Source organism: Nocardia sp. NPDC004278 (genome assembly GCF_053602975.1).
Genome location: NZ_JBSGEQ010000031.1, coordinates 42,101 through 62,624 on the forward strand (window position 1 = coordinate 42,101; position 20,524 = coordinate 62,624).

The 20,524-nt window shown below is 68.2% G+C and carries 2 protein-coding genes; both read left to right on the forward strand.

The window, feature by feature from the left end; all coding sequences use genetic code 11:
• Positions 1-35 precede the first annotated feature (35 nt).
• Positions 36-10,619, forward strand: a complete 10,584-nt coding sequence (locus ACWEO2_RS34260; protein ID WP_452409142.1) for a type I polyketide synthase — start codon at positions 36-38, stop codon at positions 10,617-10,619.
• A complete protein-coding gene (locus ACWEO2_RS34265; RefSeq protein WP_452409143.1) occupies positions 10,619-20,521 on the forward strand; it encodes a type I polyketide synthase in 9,903 nt (3,300 codons plus the stop codon). Before ACWEO2_RS34260 ends, ACWEO2_RS34265 begins: the two co-directional genes overlap by 1 nt.
• Positions 20,522-20,524: the final 3 nt, after the last annotated feature.

The following is a 20,524-nucleotide window of genomic DNA, read 5'->3' on the forward strand; positions in this document are numbered from 1 at the left end:
GCGCGCACCGGCTTTCGACAGATAGGTCCAGATCGATGAACGACGACAAGATCCTCGAAAACCTGCGATGGGTCACTTCCGAGCTGTACGAGGCCAAGCAGCAGCTGCATGCGGCACTGTCGGAACCGGTGGCGATCGTCGGGATCGGATGCCGCTATCCGGGAGGTGTGTCCTCGGCGGCGGATCTGTGGGATGTGGTGGCGGCGGGCCGGGATGCGGTGTCGGGGTTTCCGGTTGATCGGGGCTGGAATGTGGCGGCCTCGCTGGAGGTGCGCGAGGGTGGATTCATCGATGGAGCCGCCGATTTCGATGCCGGGTTCTTCGGAATCAACCCGCGTGAGGCCATGGCGATGGACCCGCAGCAGCGGTTGCTGCTGGAGACCTGCTGGGAGGCACTGGAAGACGCGGGAATCGACCCGGAGACGTTGCGCGGCAGCGATACCGGCGTGTTCGCCGGGGTGACCGACCAGGGTTACGGCCCGCGCCTGCACCAGGTCGCCGACGCCGACAACGTCGCGGGTTATCTCCTGACGGGGACTACATCAAGCGTGGTGTCGGGCCGGGTGTCGTATGTGCTCGGCCTGGAAGGCCCCGCGGTGTCGGTGGATACGGCATGCTCGTCCTCCCTGGTCGCCCTGCACCAGGCGGTACAAGCCGTGCGGTTGAACGAGTGCACGTTGGCGCTCGTCGGCGGGGTGACGGTGATGGCCACACCTGCGGCATTCCTCGAGTTCTCCCGGCAGGGTGGCCTGTCGGCGGACGGGCGCTGCAGATCATTCGCGGATGCGGCCGACGGTACCGGATGGAGCGAGGGCGTCGGCGTGCTCGTAGTGGAGCGGCTGTCGCAGGCACGACGCCGCGGTCATCGGGTGTTGGCGGTGGTTCGGGGTAGTGCGGTGAATCAGGACGGTGCCTCGAATGGTTTGACCGCGCCGAATGGTCCGTCCCAGCAGCGGGTGATCCGCCGGGCTTTGGCGAACGCGGGCGTCGCCGCATCCGACGTGGACGTGATCGAAGCGCATGGCACCGGCACGACACTGGGTGATCCGATCGAGGCCCAAGCGCTGCTGGCGACCTATGGGCAGGATCGGCCCGCCGACCGGCCGCTGTGGCTGGGCTCGATCAAATCGAATATCGGTCACACCCAGGCGGCAGCCGGGGTGGCCGGGGTGATCAAGATGGTCGAAGCCATGCGGCGCGGCGTTCTCCCGAAGACGCTGCATGTCGACGGGCCGTCCGCCCATGTCGACTGGACCGCGGGCGCCGTGGAACTGCTGACCGAGGCAAGGGCGTGGCCGGCGACGGAGCGGCCGCGCCGGGCCGGAGTGTCGTCGTTCGGGGTCAGCGGCACGAACGCGCACGTGATTGTGGAGCAGGCGCCCGCGGCCGATCCCGAACCCGCCGAGGTCGCCGCGCCCTGCGAGATGGCGGTGGTTCCGTGGGTTTTGGGCGGGCGGAGCCGAGAAGCGTTGCTCGCCCAGGCGAAACGGCTGCACGACTGGATCATTCGACATCCGGAGTCGTCCCCGGTGGATGTGGGCTGGTCGCTCGCGACGATGCGATCGCGATTCGAGCACCGCGCGGTCGTCGTCGGTGCCGATCGTTCGGAGCTGTTGTCCGGGTTGGCAGCGTTGGCGGACGGGACGCCGACGACAGGCGTTACGTGGGGGAGAGCGGACGGCGCCGGGCAGACCGCGCTGGTGTTCCCTGGGCAAGGCGCGCAATTCGTGGGCATGGGCCGGGAGCTGTGCGCGGCATTTCCGGTCTTCGCGACGACATTCGACGAGGTCGCGGCTCGGCTGGAGGAGCGGCTGGGCGGTGCGCTGCGCAAGATCCTGTGGGGCTCGGATCAGGAGGCGGCAAACGCCACCGTGTTCGCGCAGGCCGGTCTGTTCGCCGTCGCGGTGGCCGCGTACCGACTGCTCGAATCATGGGGCGTTCGGCCGGATTTCGTGGCTGGTCATTCAATCGGCGAGGTGGCGGCGGCGCATGTGGCCGGTGTGCTGACGCTCGATGACGCAGCCACGCTGGTGGCCGCGCGCGGACGCTTGATGCAGGCGCTGCCGCCGGGCGGGGCGATGTGTGCCGTGACGGCGTCCGAAGCCGACGTATCGGCGATGCTGACCGACGGTGTCGCTGTTGCGGCGGTGAACGGACCGGATGCGGTCGTGCTGTCCGGCGCGCGCGATGCGGTTGCCGAGATCGTGGACCGGTTGCGGCAGCGGGGAATACGCGTCAGCTGGCTACCCGTGTCGCACGCATTCCACTCGCCGCTGACCGAACCCATGCTCGCGAAGTTCGCCGATGTCGTTGCCGGGCTTACGTTCAGCACGCCGTCGATCCCGATCGTGTCGAATATCAGCGGGAAGCTCGCAGGTTCGGAACTGGCGACGCCGCGGTACTGGGTGGACCACGTCCGCGCGACGGTGCGCTTCGGCGAGGGAATGCTCGCCGTGCGGCGAGCAGGAGCCACCAAATTCCTGATCGCGGGACCTGACGGTGGTCTCACCGCATTGATCGGCCGGAGCCTCGAATCCGTCGACGGGGCCGAGGTGGCGGCGGTGCCGCTGCTGCGCAAAGACCGGCCGGAGGTATCGACCGCGCTGACCGCTGTCGCGCAACTGGACGTCAGGGGCGTGGATGTGGACTGGGCTGCGGTGTTCGCGCCGGCCGCGCCCCGGCGGGTCGAGCTGCCGACATATGCGTTTCAACGGCGGCGGTACTGGCTGAACGCGACCACGGCTGCGGGTGAGGTGTCCGCGGCGGGATTGTCGGCCGCCGATCACCCGTTGCTCGGTGCGGTGGTGACTTCCCCGGATTCGGGTGGCGTTGTGCTCACCGGCACACTGTCGCTGAATTCCCAGCCGTGGCTCGGCGATCACGCCGCGGGTGGGGTGGTGCTGTTGCCCGGCACGGCATTCGTCGAGTTGGTGCTGCGTGCCGGTGCCGAGATGGGCTGCGCCACGGTGCGGGAGCTGACGTTGGTGACGCCGCTGGTGTTGCCGTCCGCGGGTGGGGTTCGCATCCAGGTGGTCGTGGCGGGCCCCGACGAAACCGGCGCGCGCGCCGTATCGGTGTACTCGTGCATCGAGGACGCGAATACCGACGAGGAGTGGACGGTACACGCGCAAGGCGTGCTGAGTCGGCAGGCCGCGGGCCACGGTGCAGCGGATCGGCTCGGTGACTGGCCGCCTTCGGATGCGGTACCGATCGACGTGAGCGGCGTCTACGACCGGCTGGCGGACGTGGGCTACGGGTACGGGCCGACCTTCCGCGGCCTGCGGTCTGTGTGGCAGCGGGACGCGGACCTGTTCGTACAGGTCGAGCTGCCGGAAACCGACACGGGTACAGCGGGTTTCGGCGTGCATCCGGCGCTCTTGGATGCGGCACTGCATGCGCTGGCGCTCGCCGAACCGGAGAGCGGGGACGGACCGTCCATGGCCATGCCGTTCTCCTGGCAGGACGTGACGCTGCACGCTACCGGAGTGTCGTCATTGCGCGCCCGAATCTCATCAGCACCGAACGGTACCGGCGCGCTGGCGATCGTCGCTGTTGACGAGAACGATCAGCCGGTGCTGACGGTCCGCTCGTTGACTACGCGGCCGGTGGCGGCCGAACAACTGTCCACTGCCGGATCGAATGATCGGTTGCATGCGGTCGAATGGAATCCGCTTGTCCCGCCCGTCGGCACACCGCCGGTTGTTGCGGATCTGATGTCGTTCTCCGACATCGGCTCGTTCCCGACCACGATCCGCCACGCACAGGACAGACCTGATGCCATACCCTCGGTTGTCGTCATCGACGTCCCGGGTAGCTGTGGGAGTGTCGGTGACGTCGTAGCGAGAATTCATACCGCCACCCGCGAGGCGTTGGCAGCGGTGCAGACGTGGCTGGGTGCGTCTCGATTCGGGACGAGCACGTTGGTGCTGATCACGCATGGCGCGGTCGGGCCGGCCGGAGAAGATGTGACGGACCTGGCGGGTGCCGCGATGTGGGGGCTGGTGCGTGCGGCGCAGTCGGAGGATCCGGGTCGAATTGTGCTCGTGGACAGTGATAGTGCGCCCGGTGACGTTGGTGTGGTGCCCGCGGTGCTCGCCTCGGGCGAGCCGCAGGTCGTCGTTCGCGGCGGTGTGTTGCATGCGGCCCGGCTGAGGCGTGTCCCCGCCACGGGCACCCGTGTGCGGCGAGGTACCAGGCGAGCGCTGACCGATGGGACGGTGTTGATCACCGGCGGTACCGGAGGGCTCGGCGCGGCGATGGCCCGGCATCTCGTGGTAGCGCATAGGGCCGGATCACTGATACTGGTGAGCCGTCGTGGACCGGCGGCACCCGGCGCAGCCGAATTGCTGCGGGAGCTCACCGATCTAGGGGCTCGAGTTCGCGTCGTGGCGTGCGACGTATCCGCGCGCGATGCGGTGGCGGAAGTGATTGCCTCCGTGCCGCAGGAGTCTCCCCTGGTCGGTGTGGTGCACGCGGCGGGCGTGCTCGACGACGGTGTGGTCGCATCGCTGACGCCGGAGCGGCTGGATGCGGTGCTGGCGGCAAAAGCCGATGCGGCCTGGTACCTGCACGAGCTGACCGGGAACCTGGATTTGGCGATGTTCGTGCTGTATTCGTCGGTCGCGGGGACGTTCGGTGGCGCCGGCCAGGGCAACTACGCGGCCGCGAACACGGTCCTCGACGGGCTGGCCGCACACCGGCGCGCGAACGGGTTGGTGGCGACGTCGATCGCATGGGGCATGTGGGCCTCGGACACCGGAATGCGCGGGCAGCTCGGCGCGGTCGACGCCACGCGATGGAACCGGACCGGGTTCCTGGAACTGTCGACCGAGCAGGGCTTGGCACTGTTCGATGCCGCCGTGGGGCAGGACCTCGCCGAGGTGGTCGCGGTTCGCTGGGACCCGATCGCGCTCGCGGCACAGTCCGGGACCGAAACCCTCGCGCCGCTGCTGCGGGAACTGGCGCCGCGCGCGCGTCGCGGTGCCACGGGAGCAACCGGTGTTTCGGCGGCGGATTCGGCGGCGGTGCTGCGTGAGCGGCTGTCCGGCCTCGCCGCGTCCGACCGAGCGCGGCTGGTACTCGCCCTGGTACGTGACCAGATCGCCACAGTGCTGGGCTACGACGGGCCGGCCGCCATCGAGGAGGGTCGCAATTTCGGAGAGTTGGGATTCGATTCGCTGACCGCGGTCGAGGCTCGCAACCGGCTCAGCGCGGTGACCGGCCTGCGGCTGCCTGCGACCCTCGTCTTCGACTATCCGACGCCGGATGCCGTTGCCCGCCTGATCCTTCGGGATCTGCTCGGTGAAGAGCCGGATACTCCATCTGGAAACGCACCTGCCCAGACCGCGGCGGAGCCGGTGGTGATCGTCGGCATGGGATGTCGCTATCCGGGCGGCGTGGGCTCCCCGGCGCAACTGTGGGATGTGGTCGCCGAAGGCCGGGACACCATCTCGGGATTCCCGGTCGATCGTGGTTGGGATGTGGCGTCGTTGTTCGACCCGGATCCCGCGGCGGTTGGGAGATCGTACGTTAGCAGGGGCGGATTCCTGTACGACGCGGCTGAATTCGACGCGGAGTTCTTCGGCATCAGCCCCCGGGAAGCCGCCGTGATGGATCCGCAGCAGCGGCTGCTGCTGGAAACCAGCTGGGAGGCACTCGAAGACGCGGGCATCGCGCCGGAGTCGTTACGCGGCAGCGACACCGGCGTGTTCGTCGGCATGATGTACCACGACTATCCAGGCAGTGCGGTCGCAGGCGCGATCGTGTCCGGGCGGGTGTCGTACGCGCTCGGACTGGAAGGGCCTGCGGTATCGGTGGATACGGCGTGCTCGTCCAGCCTGGTCGCCCTGCATCAGGCGGTGCAGTCGGTGCGTTCGGGTGAGTGCGCACTGGCCTTGGTGGGCGGGGTGACGGTGATGGCGACGCCGAGCACCTTCATCGAGTTCTCCCGGCAGCGTGGGCTCGCCCCGGATGGGCGGTGCAAGTCGTTCGCGGATGCGGCGGACGGCACCGGATGGAGCGAGGGCGTGGGAGTGCTTGTGGTCGAGCGGCTTTCCGACGCGCGCCGCCACGGCCACGAAGTGCTGGCGGTGGTGCGTGGATCGGCGGTGAATCAGGATGGTGCGTCGAACGGTTTGACCGCGCCGAACGGCCCCGCCCAGCAGCGCGTGATCCGCCGGGCCTTGGCGAACGCGGGACTGGTTGCCGCCGAGGTCGATGTGGTCGAGGCGCACGGCACCGGAACACGATTGGGCGATCCCATCGAAGCACAGGCGCTGCTGGCCACCTACGGCCGGGATCGGCCGGCGGATCGTCCGCTGTGGCTGGGATCGATCAAATCGAACATCGGTCACACGCAGGCCGCCGCCGGTGTCGCGGGCGTGATCAAGATGGTGGAAGCGATGCGCCGCGGGGTGCTTCCCGCCACCCTGCACGTGAATTCGCCGTCCTCGCACGTGGATTGGACGTCCGGTGCGGTGGCATTGTTGACCGAACCCATGGCGTGGCCGGAGACGAAACGGCCGCGGCGGGCGGGCGTTTCGTCGTTCGGGGTCAGCGGCACCAATGCGCACGTGATTCTGGAGCAGGCCCCGGTCGCCGATCACGAAGCGATCAGCACCGCGACTGTCGACCGGACCGGCGCAAGCGATGGTGCGGTGCCGTGGATTGTCTCGGCGAAAAATATATCGGCGCTCCGCGCACAGGCCCAGCGCTTGGTGGAATTCCTGGCCGAGCGACCCCGACTGGGTTCGGTCGATGTGGGATGGTCGCTGGCGACGACGCGGTCGCGGTTCGAGCATCGTGCGGTGGTGGTCGGTGCGGATCGGACGGAATTGTTGTCCGGGTTGGCGGAGTTGGCTGGGGGTAGGTCGTCGGCTGCTGTGGTGCGGAGCGTGGCTGGTGTGCCGGGGAAGACGGCGCTGGTGTTTCCGGGGCAGGGTGCGCAGTGGCTGGGTATGGGCCGGGGGCTGTATGGGGCGTATCCGGTGTTTGCTGCGGCGTTCGATGAGGTTGTCGGTCGGTTGGATGAACAGTTGGGGTGTTGTTTGACCGAGATTGTTTGGGGATCTGACGAAGAGCTGTTGAGTCGGACGGTATTTGCGCAGGCGGGTTTGTTTGCGGTTGAGGTTGCGGTGTTTCGGTTGTTGGAGTCGTGGGGGATTCGGCCGGATTTTGTGGTTGGGCATTCGGTGGGTGAGGTGGTGGCTGCGCATGTGGCTGGTGTGTTGTCGTTGGGGGATGCGGTGGTGTTGGTGGTGGCGCGTGGTCGGTTGATGGAGGGGTTGCCGTCGGGTGGGGTGATGTGTGCGGTGGCGGCGTCGGAGGCGGAGGTGCGTGCGCTGTTGGCCGATGGGGTTGCTGTTGCGGCGGTGAACGGTCCGGGTTCGGTGGTGTTGTCCGGTGTTCGGGATGCGGTGTCCGCCGTCGTGGATGGGTTGCAGGGCATGGGGCGTCGGGTGAGTTGGTTGCGGGTGTCGCATGCGTTTCATTCGGCGTTGATGGAGCCGATGTTGGCGGAGTTCGCTGAGGTGGTGGCGGGACTTGCTTTCGAGGAACCGGTGATTCCGGTGGTGTCGAATGTGACTGGCGCGTTGGCTGGTTCGGAGTTGGTGTCGCCGCAGTACTGGGTCCGGCATGTTCGCGAAACGGTGCGCTTTGCCGACGGAATCCGGGCCTTGCACCGTGCGGGTGTCGCCGGATTCCTTGTCGCGGGTCCGGACGGTGGACTGCCCGGACTGATCGAAGCATCCGTGGAATCGCCGGACGCGCGGGTGATCTCGGTGCTGGGAAAGGGACGTTCGGAGCCCTCGTCCGCGCTGGCGGCGGTCGCCCACCTGGATGGAGTGGATTGGGCCGCGGTGTTTTCCGGCCGCGCGGTGCAGCGAGTCGATCTGCCGACGTACGCGTTCCAGCGGCGCCGGTACTGGGCGGATCCGATGGCGGGTTCGGGGGATGCGCTGTCGTTGGGCTTGTCCCCCCTGAGTCATCCTGTGCTGGGTGCCGTCGTGGTCGCGCCGGAGTCGGGCGGTGTGGTGCTGACCGGCCGTCTGTCGCAGCAATCCCAGCCGTGGCTGGCCGATCACGCCGTGGCCGGGGTGGTGCTGCTGCCCGGCACGGGTTTCGTGGAGTTGGCGCTGCGCGCCGCTGCCGAGGTGGGCTGTGCGGTGCTGGCGGAATTGACCTTGCAGGCACCGCTGCTGGTGCCGGTCGAGGGCGCCGTTCGGATCCAGGTCGTGGTGAGCGGTCCCGAGCAGACCGGTGACCGTAGTGTGTCGGTGTACTCCACCACCGAGAACGGGAACGGGGAGTGGGTGTTGCACGCACGCGGCACCGTTGGGCCGGCCGCGAAGGTGCCGGAGTTCGACTTCGAGACCTGGCCGCCGTCGGGGGCATTGCCGGTCGACGTGGCGGGCGCCTACGACCGTTTGTCCGACCTCGGGTACGGCTACGGTCCCGCTTTCCGTGGTCTGACAGCGATGTGGCAGCGGGCGGAGGAGGTGTTCGCCGAGGTCGTCCTCCCCGGCGTGGCCGATGCGGCCGGGTTCGGCGTGCATCCGGCATTGTTCGATGCTGCGCTGCATGCCGGTGCGGTGCACGGAAGTTCGGGGTCGGATGGGGACGCGACAGCGGTGCCGTTCCTGTGGGAGGGTGTGTCGTTGTTCGCCTCGGGGGCGACACGGTTGCGGGTGCGGATCTCGCCGGTCGGCACCGACAGCGTCGCGGTGGAAGCGGCGGATCACGCTGGAGCGCCGGTGTTGTCGGTGCGGTCGCTGTCCGTGCGACCGGTGTCGGAGGAGCAGTTGCGGGGACCGGGTCGGGGAGATCTGCTTCGGATCGCGTGGCGGGCGGCTGCGGCCGCAGGTTCGGCGCCGTGGGCGCAGTGGCATGAGGTCGAAACCGGCGGTCAGGTACCGGATGTCGTGGTCTACCGGTGTGCGGCCGGTTCCGATGGGGTGGTGGCCGATCTGCATTCCGTCAGTGTCGACGTGCTGGAGGCACTGCAGCGGTGGCTGGCCGACGAGCGGTTCGCCGACACGACCCTGGCCGTGGTGACCGAACGAGCCGTCGATGTCACCGGCACCGACCTGGCTGCTACCGGCGTCGAACTGAATGTGGCGCATGCTCCCGTCTGGGGTCTGCTGCGCGCGGCCCAGGCCGAACACCCCGGACGGTTCATCGTGGTGGACGTCGACGGCGATCAGTCCTCGACCGCTGCCTTGTCGGCGGCGTTGGTCGCCGGCGAGCCCGAGGTGGCGATCCGGCTCGGCCGGGTCTGTGTCCCTCGGTTGGCACGCATCGCGCGGGCCGAGCTCGGCGAACCAGTCCGACTGGATCCCGATGGCACGGTGTTGATCACCGGTGGCACGGGTGGGATCGGAGCCGAAGTTGCGCGGCACCTCGTTGCGCGGCACGGTGTGAAACGTCTGCTACTGGCAAGCAGGCGGGGTTCGAGTGCTCCGGGCGCGACCGTTGTGCGAGACGAGCTCGAGGCGCTCGGCGCATCCGTCGATATCCTTGCGTGCGATGTGGCCGACCGGGCGGCACTGCAACGGTTGATCGAGGCGATTCCCGCGGCATATCCGCTCACCGGGGTGGTGCATGCCGCAGGGATCGGCGACACCGGCCTCGTCGACGCGCTGACCGCAGATCGGATGCACTCGGTGTTGGCTGCCAAGGCGGATTCGGCTTGGTATCTGCACGAGTTGACCGCGGGAATGCCGCTTGGTTTGTTCATGATGTTTTCCTCGGTGGGCGGCTTGGTGTTGGCCGAGGGGCAGGGCAACTACGCGGCGGCGAATGTGTTCTTGGATGCGCTGGCCGCGTATCGGCGAAGCAGTGGACTTTCGGCTGTGTCGGTGGCGTGGGGTTTGTGGTCCGGTGCGGGTATGGGCGATCTGCTGGGTGCGGCACGTATTCAGCGCATCGAACGCCAGGGCATCACACCGCTGTCGGTCACCGATGGGTTGGCGTTGCTCGATTCGACGCTCGGCGTGGCGGATTCGGTCGTCATGGCCACCCGCATCAGTACCCGAGCACTGGCCGAGCGCACCGACCCGGTGCCCGCTCTGCTACGTGACCTGGTTCCACCGGCTCGGCGGATGGCCGCGGGCGACACAGGTGATTCCACCGGACTGCGCAAGCGGCTGACGGGTTCGACCCAGACCGAACAGATCCGCGTGGTCCTCGAGGTGGTTCGTACTCAAGTGGCGGTTGTTCTCGGACATGACGGCGCAGCCGATATCGATCCGGACCGCAATTTCCAGGAGCTGGGTTTCGACTCGGTGACGGCCATCGAGGTCCGCAATCGGCTCAACACCGCCACCGGGCTGCGCCTGCCTGTCAGCCTCATTTTCGACTACCCGAGCCCGGCCACCCTCACCGAATACCTGGTTCGGAAGCACCTTTTCACCGACCGACCCGGATCTCCCGATCCCGCGCAGGAACGACTACGGGACATTATCGGCGCGATTCCGCTCGACACGATCCGTCGCGCAGGGTTGCTGCCCGCGCTGCTCGAACTGTCCGAACAGGCGGCCGACACGGACATGGAATCCGACGGCGATGCTATCGACTCGCTCAGCGCCAGCGCGCTCATCGAGATGGCATTGGAGGACTGATGACCGCTTCGGACCAGACCCTGCTGGACGCGCTCAGGGCGTCGTTGAAGAAGTACGAGACGGTGCGCGCGCAGAACCGGCAACTGGTGGCCGCCACCAGGGAGCCGGTGGCGATCGTCGGGATGGGGTGCCACTACCCGGGCGGGGTCTGCACACCTGAGGACCTGTGGCGGCTGGTGGCCGACGGGCGCGACGTGGTGTCGGAGTTCCCGGCCGACCGCGGCTGGGACGTCGACGGGCTGTTCGACCCGGATCCCGATGCGACCGGGAAAACGTATGCGCGCGAGGGCGGCTTCCTGCATCGGGCAGGCGAATTCGACGCAGGGTTCTTCGGGATCAGCCCCCGCGAGGCCGTCGCCATCGATCCGCAGCAGCGGCTGGTGCTCGAGACATCGTGGGAGGCGCTGGAGCGGGCCGCTATCGACCCGAAGGCGTTGCGGGGCAGTGCAACCGGCGTCTACATGGGCGTGATGCATCACGACTATCCGCGCAATGACAGTGCAGGCTCGATCGTTTCGGGCCGGGTGTCGTATGCGCTCGGGCTGGAAGGGCCTGCGGTATCGGTGGATACGGCGTGCTCGTCGAGCCTGGTCGCGCTGCACCAGGCGGTGGCGGCGCTGCGGTCGGGTGAGTGCACCTTGGCCTTGGCCGGCGGCGTGACGGTGATGGCGACTCCGGGACTGTTTGTGGAATTCTCGCGGCAGCGGGCGTTGTCGGCCGACGGACGGTGCAAGTCGTTCGCGGAGGCCGCGGACGGTACCGGGTGGTCCGAGGGCGTCGGGGTGCTGGTGCTGGAACGGCTTTCGGATGCCCGGCGCCATGGCCGCCGCGTGCTGGCGGTGATTCGCGGTAGTGCGGTGAATCAAGATGGTGCGTCGAATGGTTTGACGGCGCCGAACGGACCATCGCAGGAGCGGGTCATTCGGCTGGCGTTGGCGAATGCTGGGCTGGCCGCGTCCGAGGTGGATGTGGTCGAGGCGCACGGGACCGGTACGGCACTGGGTGATCCGATCGAAGCTCATGCGCTGCTCGCCACTTACGGTCAGGATCGTCCCGTTGACCGCCCGCTGTGGCTCGGATCGATCAAGTCGAACATGGGCCACGCCCAAGCCGCGGCCGGTGTGGCCGGGGTGATCAAGATGGTCGAGGCATTGCGGCGGGGGGTGCTGCCGAAGACACTCCATGTGGATTCACCGTCGTCGCAGGTGGATTGGGACAGCGGCCGAGTGGAACTGCTTGTCGAACACCGGGATTGGGACGAACTGGATCGGCCGCGACGTGCTGCGGTGTCGTCGTTCGGGATCTCCGGAACCAACGCCCACCTCATCCTCGAGCAGGTCGCCGAGCATGATGCCACCGCCGACCCGACGGGTTATCGGCCTGCGCTGGTGCCGTGGGTGTTGTCGGCGCGCAGTGCGCAGGCGATGACCGACCAGGCGGGCCGACTGCTGGACTGGGTGTCGTCGCGTCCGGAGTCGGATCCGGCGCATATCGGATGGTCGCTGGCGACGACGCGATCTGTATTCGAGCATCGAGCCGTGGTGCTCGGGCCGGATCGCGACGGCTTGCTGACCGGCACCGTAGCGTTGCACGAGGGTGCCGATGCGGCCGCCGTGATCCGAGGTTCGGTACAGCCCTCGGGCGGCACGGCATTCGTATTCCCAGGGCAGGGGGCGCAATATCTCGCGATGGGCCGCGAACTGCACGGCACGTTTCCGGCATTCGCCGCGGCATTCGACGCGGTGGTGAGCGCCGTCGATGCGCACGGTGATCAGTCGATCCGGGACGTGCTGTGGGGGGAGGACCGGAACACGCTGGACCAGACGTCCGGTGCGCAGGCGGGCCTGTTCGCCGTGGGCGTCGCACTGTTCCGGCTACTCGAATCTTGGGGTGTGCGCGCCGATTTCGTCATCGGGCACTCCGTCGGTGAGATCACCGCCGCACATGTGGCCGGCATGCTGTCGCTCGACGACGCCGCCGCATTGGTGACCGCACGAGGTCGGCTGATGCAGGCGCTGCCCTCCGGCGGCGTGATGTACGCGGTGCAGGCGTCCGAGGCGGAGGTGCTGGCGCTGCTGGTGGACGGAGCGGCGCTGGCGGCTGTCAACGGCCCGGAATCGGTTGTGGTGTCGGGTGCGGCGCAGCCGGTCGCGAAGGTGGTCGACCGCTTGGCCGAAATGGGCCGTCGCACTGGTCGGCTCGCGGTATCACACGCGTTCCATTCGGCATCGATGGAACCGATGCTGGCCGAGTTCGCCGAAGTTCTCGCGGGACTGGACTTCGCCGAGCCCACCATCGCGATCGTGTCGAATGTCAGTGGGAAATCGGCTGGCTCCGAGATGACCGCACCCGAGTACTGGGTGCGGCATGTCCGGGAGACCGTGCGCTTCGCCGATGGGGTGCGCACACTCGCCGCGGCCGGGGCGCGCCGGTTCGTGGTGGCAGGTCCGGACGGTGGGTCGACGGGACTGATCGGGCAGTGCCTGGAGCCCGCCGATCCGGTGGTGACACCGATGCTGGTGCGGGATCGTTCGGAGGCATGGTCAGTGCTTGCCGGCGTGGCGCATGTGTTCGTGACCGGAGTAGACGTCGACTGGAGCGCGGTGTTCGGCGGATACGGCCGACACGTCGATCTGCCGACCTACGCATTCGAACGGCAGCGGTTCTGGCTGGAATCGGTGGGGGATTCGGCCGACGTTTCGCGATGGGGACTGGTGGGCGCCGATCATCCGTTGCTGGGTGCGGTTGTGCAACATGCCGAGTCAGGGGACGTGGTGTTCACCGGTCGGTTGTCCGCAGGCACGCAGGCGTGGCTATCCGATCACGCTGTCGGTGGTGTGGCGCTGCTGCCGGGGACCGGTTTCGTCGAGCTGGCGCTGCGGGCGGGGCAGCAGGTGGGTTGCGGCGCCGTGGAACAGTTGACCGTGCAGGCTCCGCTGATCCTGCCAGCGGCGGGCGGGGTGCGGGTCCAGGTGGTCCTCGGTCGTCCCGAGGAGGGCGGCGGGCGTTCGGTCGCGGTGTACTCCTGCGCAGCGGACGAGGATGTCGATGGAACGTGGGTGCTGCACGCGACAGGTCGGGTGCACACCGGGGTAGCAGATACCCTGCCGGACTACGTATTCGAGACATGGCCACCAACGGGGGCGACGGGCGTGGACATCGCCGGAGCCTATGACCGCCTGTCCGACTTGGGATATGGCTACGGTCCCGCCTTCCGGGGTTTGACGGCGATGTGGCGGCGAGGGGAGGAGGTGTTCGCCGAGGTCGTGCTGCCGGAAGTGGCGGACGCGGCCGGGTTCGGTGTGCACCCTGCCTTGTTCGACGCGGCATTGCACGCGAGCGCGCTGGCAGATTCAGGACCGGACGGACAGGCCACGGCGGTGCCGTTCCTGTGGGAGGGGGTGTCGTTGTTCGCTACCGGGGCGTCCCGGCTGCGGGTGCGGATTGTGCCCATCGGCTCCGGCGCTATGTCGGTGCAAGCAGCTGACGGTGCAGGGGTTCCGGTGGTGTCGGTGCGGTCGCTGTCCGTCCGGCCGTTGCCGCCGAAGCAGCTGGCACAGTCCACACCGGGGGAGCTGTTCCGGGTGCAGTGGCGCGCAGTTCCCAGCGGCGAGCCGGTCTCTGTGGTCGAGTGGGGAGAGGTGGCGCTTTCCGGATCGGTTCCGGAAGTCGTTGTGCTGAAGTGTGATACAGAGGTCGGCGAGGTGGTCGCGGGTCTGCACTCGGCCGCCGTCGCTGTCCTGGCGGTGTTGCAGCGCTGGCTGTCGGATGAGCGGTTCGCCGATGCGACGCTTGCGGTGGTGACCGAGCGGGCGGTCGACATTCCGGGGACGGACGTCCAGGTGGCACACGCCCCCGTGTGGGGCCTGGTGCGTGCGGCTCAGTCCGAGCACCCGGGCCGCTTTGTGCTGGTGGATGTCGATGGGGCCGAATCGTTTTCGGAGCTGCCTGCCGTGCTGATGTCCGGCGAGCCGGAGATCGCGATTCGGCGGCGCGCGGCGTTCGCACCTCGGCTGGCTCGGATCACACAGACCCCACCGCGGGAGCCGGCGCTCGATCCCGATGGCACGGTGCTGGTGACGGGTGGCACGGGTGGGATCGGGGCCGAGGTTGCCCGGCACCTCGTTGCGCGGCTCGGTGTGCAGCGTCTGCTGCTGGCAAGCAGGCGGGGTCCGGATGCTCCCGGTGCGACCGCTTTGCGGGAGGAGTTGTCCAGGCTCGGTGCGCATACCGACGTCGTCGCGTGCGATGTCTCCGATCGCGGATCGCTCGCGCGGTTGCTCGCGGGAATCCCGGAGTCGTCTCCGCTGACCGGGGTCGTGCACGCGGCGGGGATCGGCGACAGCGGTCTGGTCGAGGCACTGACCGCTGATCGGATGCATTCGGTGCTGGCCGCGAAGGCGGATTCGGCGTGGTATCTGCATGAGCTGACCGCGGGTATGTCGCTGGGTGTGTTCATGTTGTTCTCGTCGGTCGGTGGTCTGGTGCTGGCCGAAGGACAGGGCAACTATGCGGCGGCGAATGTGTTCCTGGATGCGCTTGCCGCTCATCGCCGAGGTCTCGGTCTCGCGGCTGTGTCGGTGGCGTGGGGTTTGTGGTCGGGTGCGGGTATGGGTGATGTGCTGGGTGCGGCACGTATTCAGCGCATCGAGCGTCGAGGCATCACCCCGCTATCGGTAACCGAGGGCCTTGCCATGTTCGACGCGGCGTTGTCCGCGCCCACCGCGCAGGTCGTAGCGACACGCATCGACCCGCAGGCGCTTTCGCGACGATCGACCGAACTACCAGCTCTGCTCAGGGAATTGGTGACGATCCCGCGGCGCCGAGTGGTTGGCGACTCCGACGACTTCGGCATGCTGCGTCGGCGCCTGGCCGGTGTGAGCGAGGCCGAACAGCGGCGGGCGGTCCTCGACGTAGTGCGCGCCCAGGTGGCCACGGTCCTCGGACACCGCGACGCCAGCGCTGTCGATCCCGACCGTAACTTCCAGGAACTGGGTTTCGACTCGCTGACCGCCGTCGAGGTCCGCAACCGACTCGCCGCCGCCACCGGGCTACGACTGCCAGCAGCCCTCGTTTTCGACTATCCGACACCTACGGCACTCGCCGAGTACCTCCACCGGCACATGGTGGGCGAGGCTCCCGGAGAATCCATTCCCGCGGCTGCGTCATCCGGTGCGGTCGCGGAGCCGGTGGCCATTGTCGGGATGGGGTGTCGTTTCCCCGGAGGTGTGTCCTCCCCGGAGGATTTGTGGCGGCTGGTCGCCGAGGGACGGGATGTGGCGTCGGGGTTTCCGTCCGACCGCGGCTGGGATGTCGCCGGATTGCCCGTGCGCGCAGGTGGTTTCCTGTACGACGCTGGTGAATTCGACGCGGGATTCTTCGGGATCAGCCCGCGCGAGGCGATCGCGATGGATCCGCAACAGCGGCTCATGCTGGAAACCTCATGGGAGGCGCTGGAGCGGGCCGGCATCGATCCGACGTCGTTGCGGGGCAGCGACACGGGCGTCTTCGTCGGCGTGATCAGCCAGCCGTACGGTCTCGGCGCTGACGATGCGGCCGCGGGCGAGGGCTACCTGATGACGGGGACGACACCGAGTGTGGTGTCGGGCCGAGTGGCGTATGCCCTCGGTCTGGAAGGGCCTGCCGTGTCGGTGGATACGGCATGCTCATCGAGTCTGGTCGCGCTCCATCAAGCGGTGCAGTCGGTGCGCTCGGGTGAGTGCGCGCTCGCACTCACCGGCGGTGTGACGGTGCTGGCGACACCGGCGATATTCGCCGAGTTCTCCCGTCACGGCGGGTTGGCGACCGACGGGCGGTGCAAGGCATTCGCGGCGACCGCGGATGGTACCGGCTGGTCGGAGGGTGTGGGAGTGCTGGTGCTCGAGCGGCTCTCCGATGCGCTGCGCCATGGTCACGAAGTGCTGGCGGTGGTGCGCGGGTCGGCGGTGAATCAAGACGGTGCGTCGAATGGTTTGACCGCGCCGAACGGTCCGTCCCAGCAGCGGGTGATCCGGCGGGCGTTGGCGAACGCGGGTGTCGCCGGCACCGATGTGGACTTGGTCGAGGCGCACGGCACCGGAACGACGTTGGGTGATCCGATCGAGGCGCAGGCACTGCTCGCGACATACGGGCAGGACCGGCCGGCCGATCGGCCGCTGTGGCTCGGATCGATCAAATCGAATATCGGCCATACCCTGGCCGCCGCGGGGGTGGCGGGCGTGATCAAGGCGGTGGAGTCCATGCGACGCGGCATCATGCCGCGCACCTTGCATATCGACGCACCGTCGCCGCACGTCGATTGGGACAGCGGTCGGGTGGAACTGCTTGCCGGGCAACGGGAATGGGACACCGTCGGTCGGCCTCGGCGCGCCGGGGTGTCGTCGTTCGGTATCTCCGGTACGAATGCCCACGTCATCATCGAACAAGCCCCCGAACCCGAGACGATCGATCCCCGGAGTACCGAGGAGCCCGGCGCTTCGCGTGCCGTGCTGTGGATGATTTCCGCGAAGAGCGAATCGGCCATACCCGCCCAGGCATCGAAGTTGCTGGAATGGGTATCCGCGCATCCCGAGCTGGATCCGGTCGATGTCGGATGGTCGCTGGCCGGTACTCGGTCTCGGTTCGATCATCGCGCAGTGGTCGTCGGGTTCGAGCGTGCGGAGTTGTTATCCGGGTTGACCGCCCTGGGGGCGGGGGAGCCTTCGGGCGCTGTGGTGCGCGGGGTGGCGGACACCTCGGGCAGAACCGCATTCATCTTCCCAGGCCAGGGGGCGCAGTATCGCGGCATGGGCCGGGAGTTGTACGACGCGTACCCGGTGTTCGCGGCGGCCTTCGACGCGGCCGCGGATCGGCTGGACGGATATCTGGAGTGCTCGCTGCGCGAGGTCATATGGGGCGACGACACGGACACCGTGAATGCCACGGCGTTCGCGCAAGCGGGATTGTTCGCCGTCGGAGTCGCCCTGTCGCGGCTGCTCGAATCATGGGGTATCCGACCGGATTTCGTTGTGGGTCATTCGATCGGTGAGGTCGCGGCCGCCCATATCGCCGGCGTGTTGTCCCTCGACGACGCGGCCGCGCTGGTGGCGGCACGCGGCCGGTTGATGCAGGTGCTGCCGGACGACGGCGCGATGTGCTCGGTGGCGGCAACGGAGACCGAAATCATGCCGCGGTTGACCGCCGACGTCGCCGTCGCCGCCGTGAACGGCCCGGGCTCGGTCGTGGTGTCCGGTGCTCGAGCGGCCGTACAAGACGTGGTGAGCCACTTCCAGGGCATCGGCCGCGCAGCGACGTGGCTGCGGGTGTCGCACGCGTTCCATTCGCCGTTGATGGAACCCATGCTGGCGGAGTTCGCCGATGTGCTCGCGGGGCTGTCGTTCACTGAACCGGTCATCCCGATCGTGTCGAATGTCAGTGGGGAACTGGCCGGTTCGGAGTTGGCCGCGCCAGAGTACTGGGTGCGGCATGTCCGTGCGACGGTGCGCTTCGGCGACGGGGTGCGCTCGCTCGAGCTGGCCGGGGCGAGCCGTTTCGTAGTGGTCGGCCCGGATGGCGGATTGACGGATCTGATCGAGCAGTCCGCGGGCGGGACAGCGGTACCGGTGCTGCGCAAGGCTCGCCCTGAGTCGTCGACGGCGGCGGCAGCCGTTGCGCAGCTGCACGTGACCGGAGAAACCGTCCACTGGCGTGCCCTGTTCGGCGAAGGCAGGCGCCGGGTCGGGTTGCCGACGTATGCGTTCCAGCGCCAACGATATTGGCTCGGCGGCACAGCCACGGCACAGCGGCCCGGCCGCGACCGGATCGACGGTGAGTTCTGGGCCGCGGTCGAACGCGGCGACGTGCGCGCGTTGGGCGTTGATCCCGGTCGACGGTTCGACGAGGTGCTGCCGGTGCTGTCGTCCTGGCGGCAGCGGCGCCGGGACGAGTCGGTGATCGACTCGTGGCGGTATCGGATCGAATGGACGTTGCTGGCGGACAGTGCGACCCAGCCGTCCGGGAACTGGCTGGTTGTCGCCCCATCCCACAGCATGATCGCCGATGAGGTTGTCGAGACGTTCATCGAATCGGGTGTATCGGCGCAATCGGTGTCCGTCGATGTCGACGGGATGGACCGCGCCGCGATCGCCGATCTGATCCGGGCAACCCGAGTGGATGAGCTGCACGGTGTCGTATCGCTGCTCGCCATCGACGATCGAGCCGGTGCGGTCTCCTCGGTATCTCGCGGCGTGCTGGGGAATCTCGCGCTGCTCCAAGCACTGAGCGATCTGGCACCGGGCGACCCGGCGCATGGCGTGCCCATCTGGTGCGTGACCAGCGGCGCAATGGCAGCCGTTCAGTCCGATCGCATCGCCGACCCCAGACGTGCCCAACTGTGGGGGATGGGGCAGGTGGCAGGCTTGGAATTCCCCGACTGGTGGGGCGGAATGATCGACCTGCCACCGGAATCGGATCGGACCTCGCTGCGGCGGCTGCTGTCCGTGTTGTCCCGTGACGATGGCGAGGATCAGCTCGCGATCCGCGAAACCGGTGTCTACGGGCGGCGAATGATGCGCGCCCCCGCGCCCCGCACAGCTCGGACCTGGACACCGCGCGGGACCGTGCTCATCACCGGTGGAACCGGTGGAATCGGCGGGCACCTCGCGCGCTGGTTGGTGAAAGCTGGTGCCGAACATGTCGTTCTGCTCAGTCGGCGAGGCCGCCACGCTCCCGGCGTGGCGGAACTCGAAACCGACGTCGGCGTCTTGGGCGGCCGCATCACGATCCTGGCCGGTGATGTGACCGACCGCGGCGCTGTGGCCGCGGCGCTGGCGCTGGTCGACCGCGACGCCGACGCGTTGACCGCGGTGATCCATGCCGCGGGCGTCGCTGCGCACCATCCGCTCACCGAGATCGTGCCCTCGTCCATGGACTCCGTCCTCGCCGCCAAGGTGCTCGGGGCCGAACACCTCGACGACGTGCTCGGCGACCGTCCCCTGGACGCGTTCGTGCTGTTCTCATCCGGTGCCGCGACCTGGGGCAGCGCCGGCGCCGCCGAATATGCAGCCGCGAACGCCTTTCTCGACGGCCTCGCCGAGCAGCGGCGGGGCCGCGGCCTGGTCGCCACCACGCTGGCCTGGGGCGGCTGGGCCGGTGACGGTATGGCCAGCACCGGGGACGCCGGGCAGTACATGACCCGGATGGGTGTCCGACTGATGCGACCCGAACTGGCGATGACCGCGCTCGCCAACGCCATCGGTGGCGACGACATCCGGACCACCATCGCCGACATCGACTGGGACCTGTTCACTGCCGTCTACACCATGGCGCGGACACGCCCGCTGATCGCCGATATTCCGGACGTGCGAGCGATTCGGGAGGCGGATCGACATGACCCGGCGGGCGCGGCGTCATCGGCGTTAGGGCAGACACTGACCGCGATGCGGGAATCCGAACAGCGACAAGCCATTCTCGAGGTTGTCTGTACGCAGATCGCCGCGGCACTCGGCCACGACGGCCCCGGGGACGTCGAGCCAGGCCGCAACTTCCGTGATCTCGGTGTGGACTCGCTGACCGCCGTCGAAACCCGCAACCGGTTGCAGGCGGCCACCGGGCTCACGCTGCCCGCGACCCTGCTCTTCGACTACCCGACACCACAAGCCGTCGCCGAGCACATACACCGGCAGCTGGACCTCGGCGCAGGCTCGGACGGCGATATCGATCCGGACGAGCGCGAAATCCGGCGCCGCCTGGCCACCGTGCCGCTGGCGCATTTGCGTGAGATGGGCATCCTGGACGCCTTGCTCCACCTGGCCGACACCGACCATCCCGCGCCGCTCTCCGACCGGACCGGCGCGCCGGAGTCGATCGATGCGATGGACTCGGAGAGTCTGGTCGCCCACATCATGAGCAACCGGCTCAGCTGAGAG

Coding starts and splice junctions, on each gene's coding strand:
- ACWEO2_RS34260 (WP_452409142.1), top strand. CDS start 36: ATGAACGACGACAAGATCCTCGAAAACCTGCGATGGGTCACTTCCGAG.
- ACWEO2_RS34265 (WP_452409143.1), top strand. CDS start 10,619: ATGACCGCTTCGGACCAGACCCTGCTGGACGCGCTCAGGGCGTCGTTG.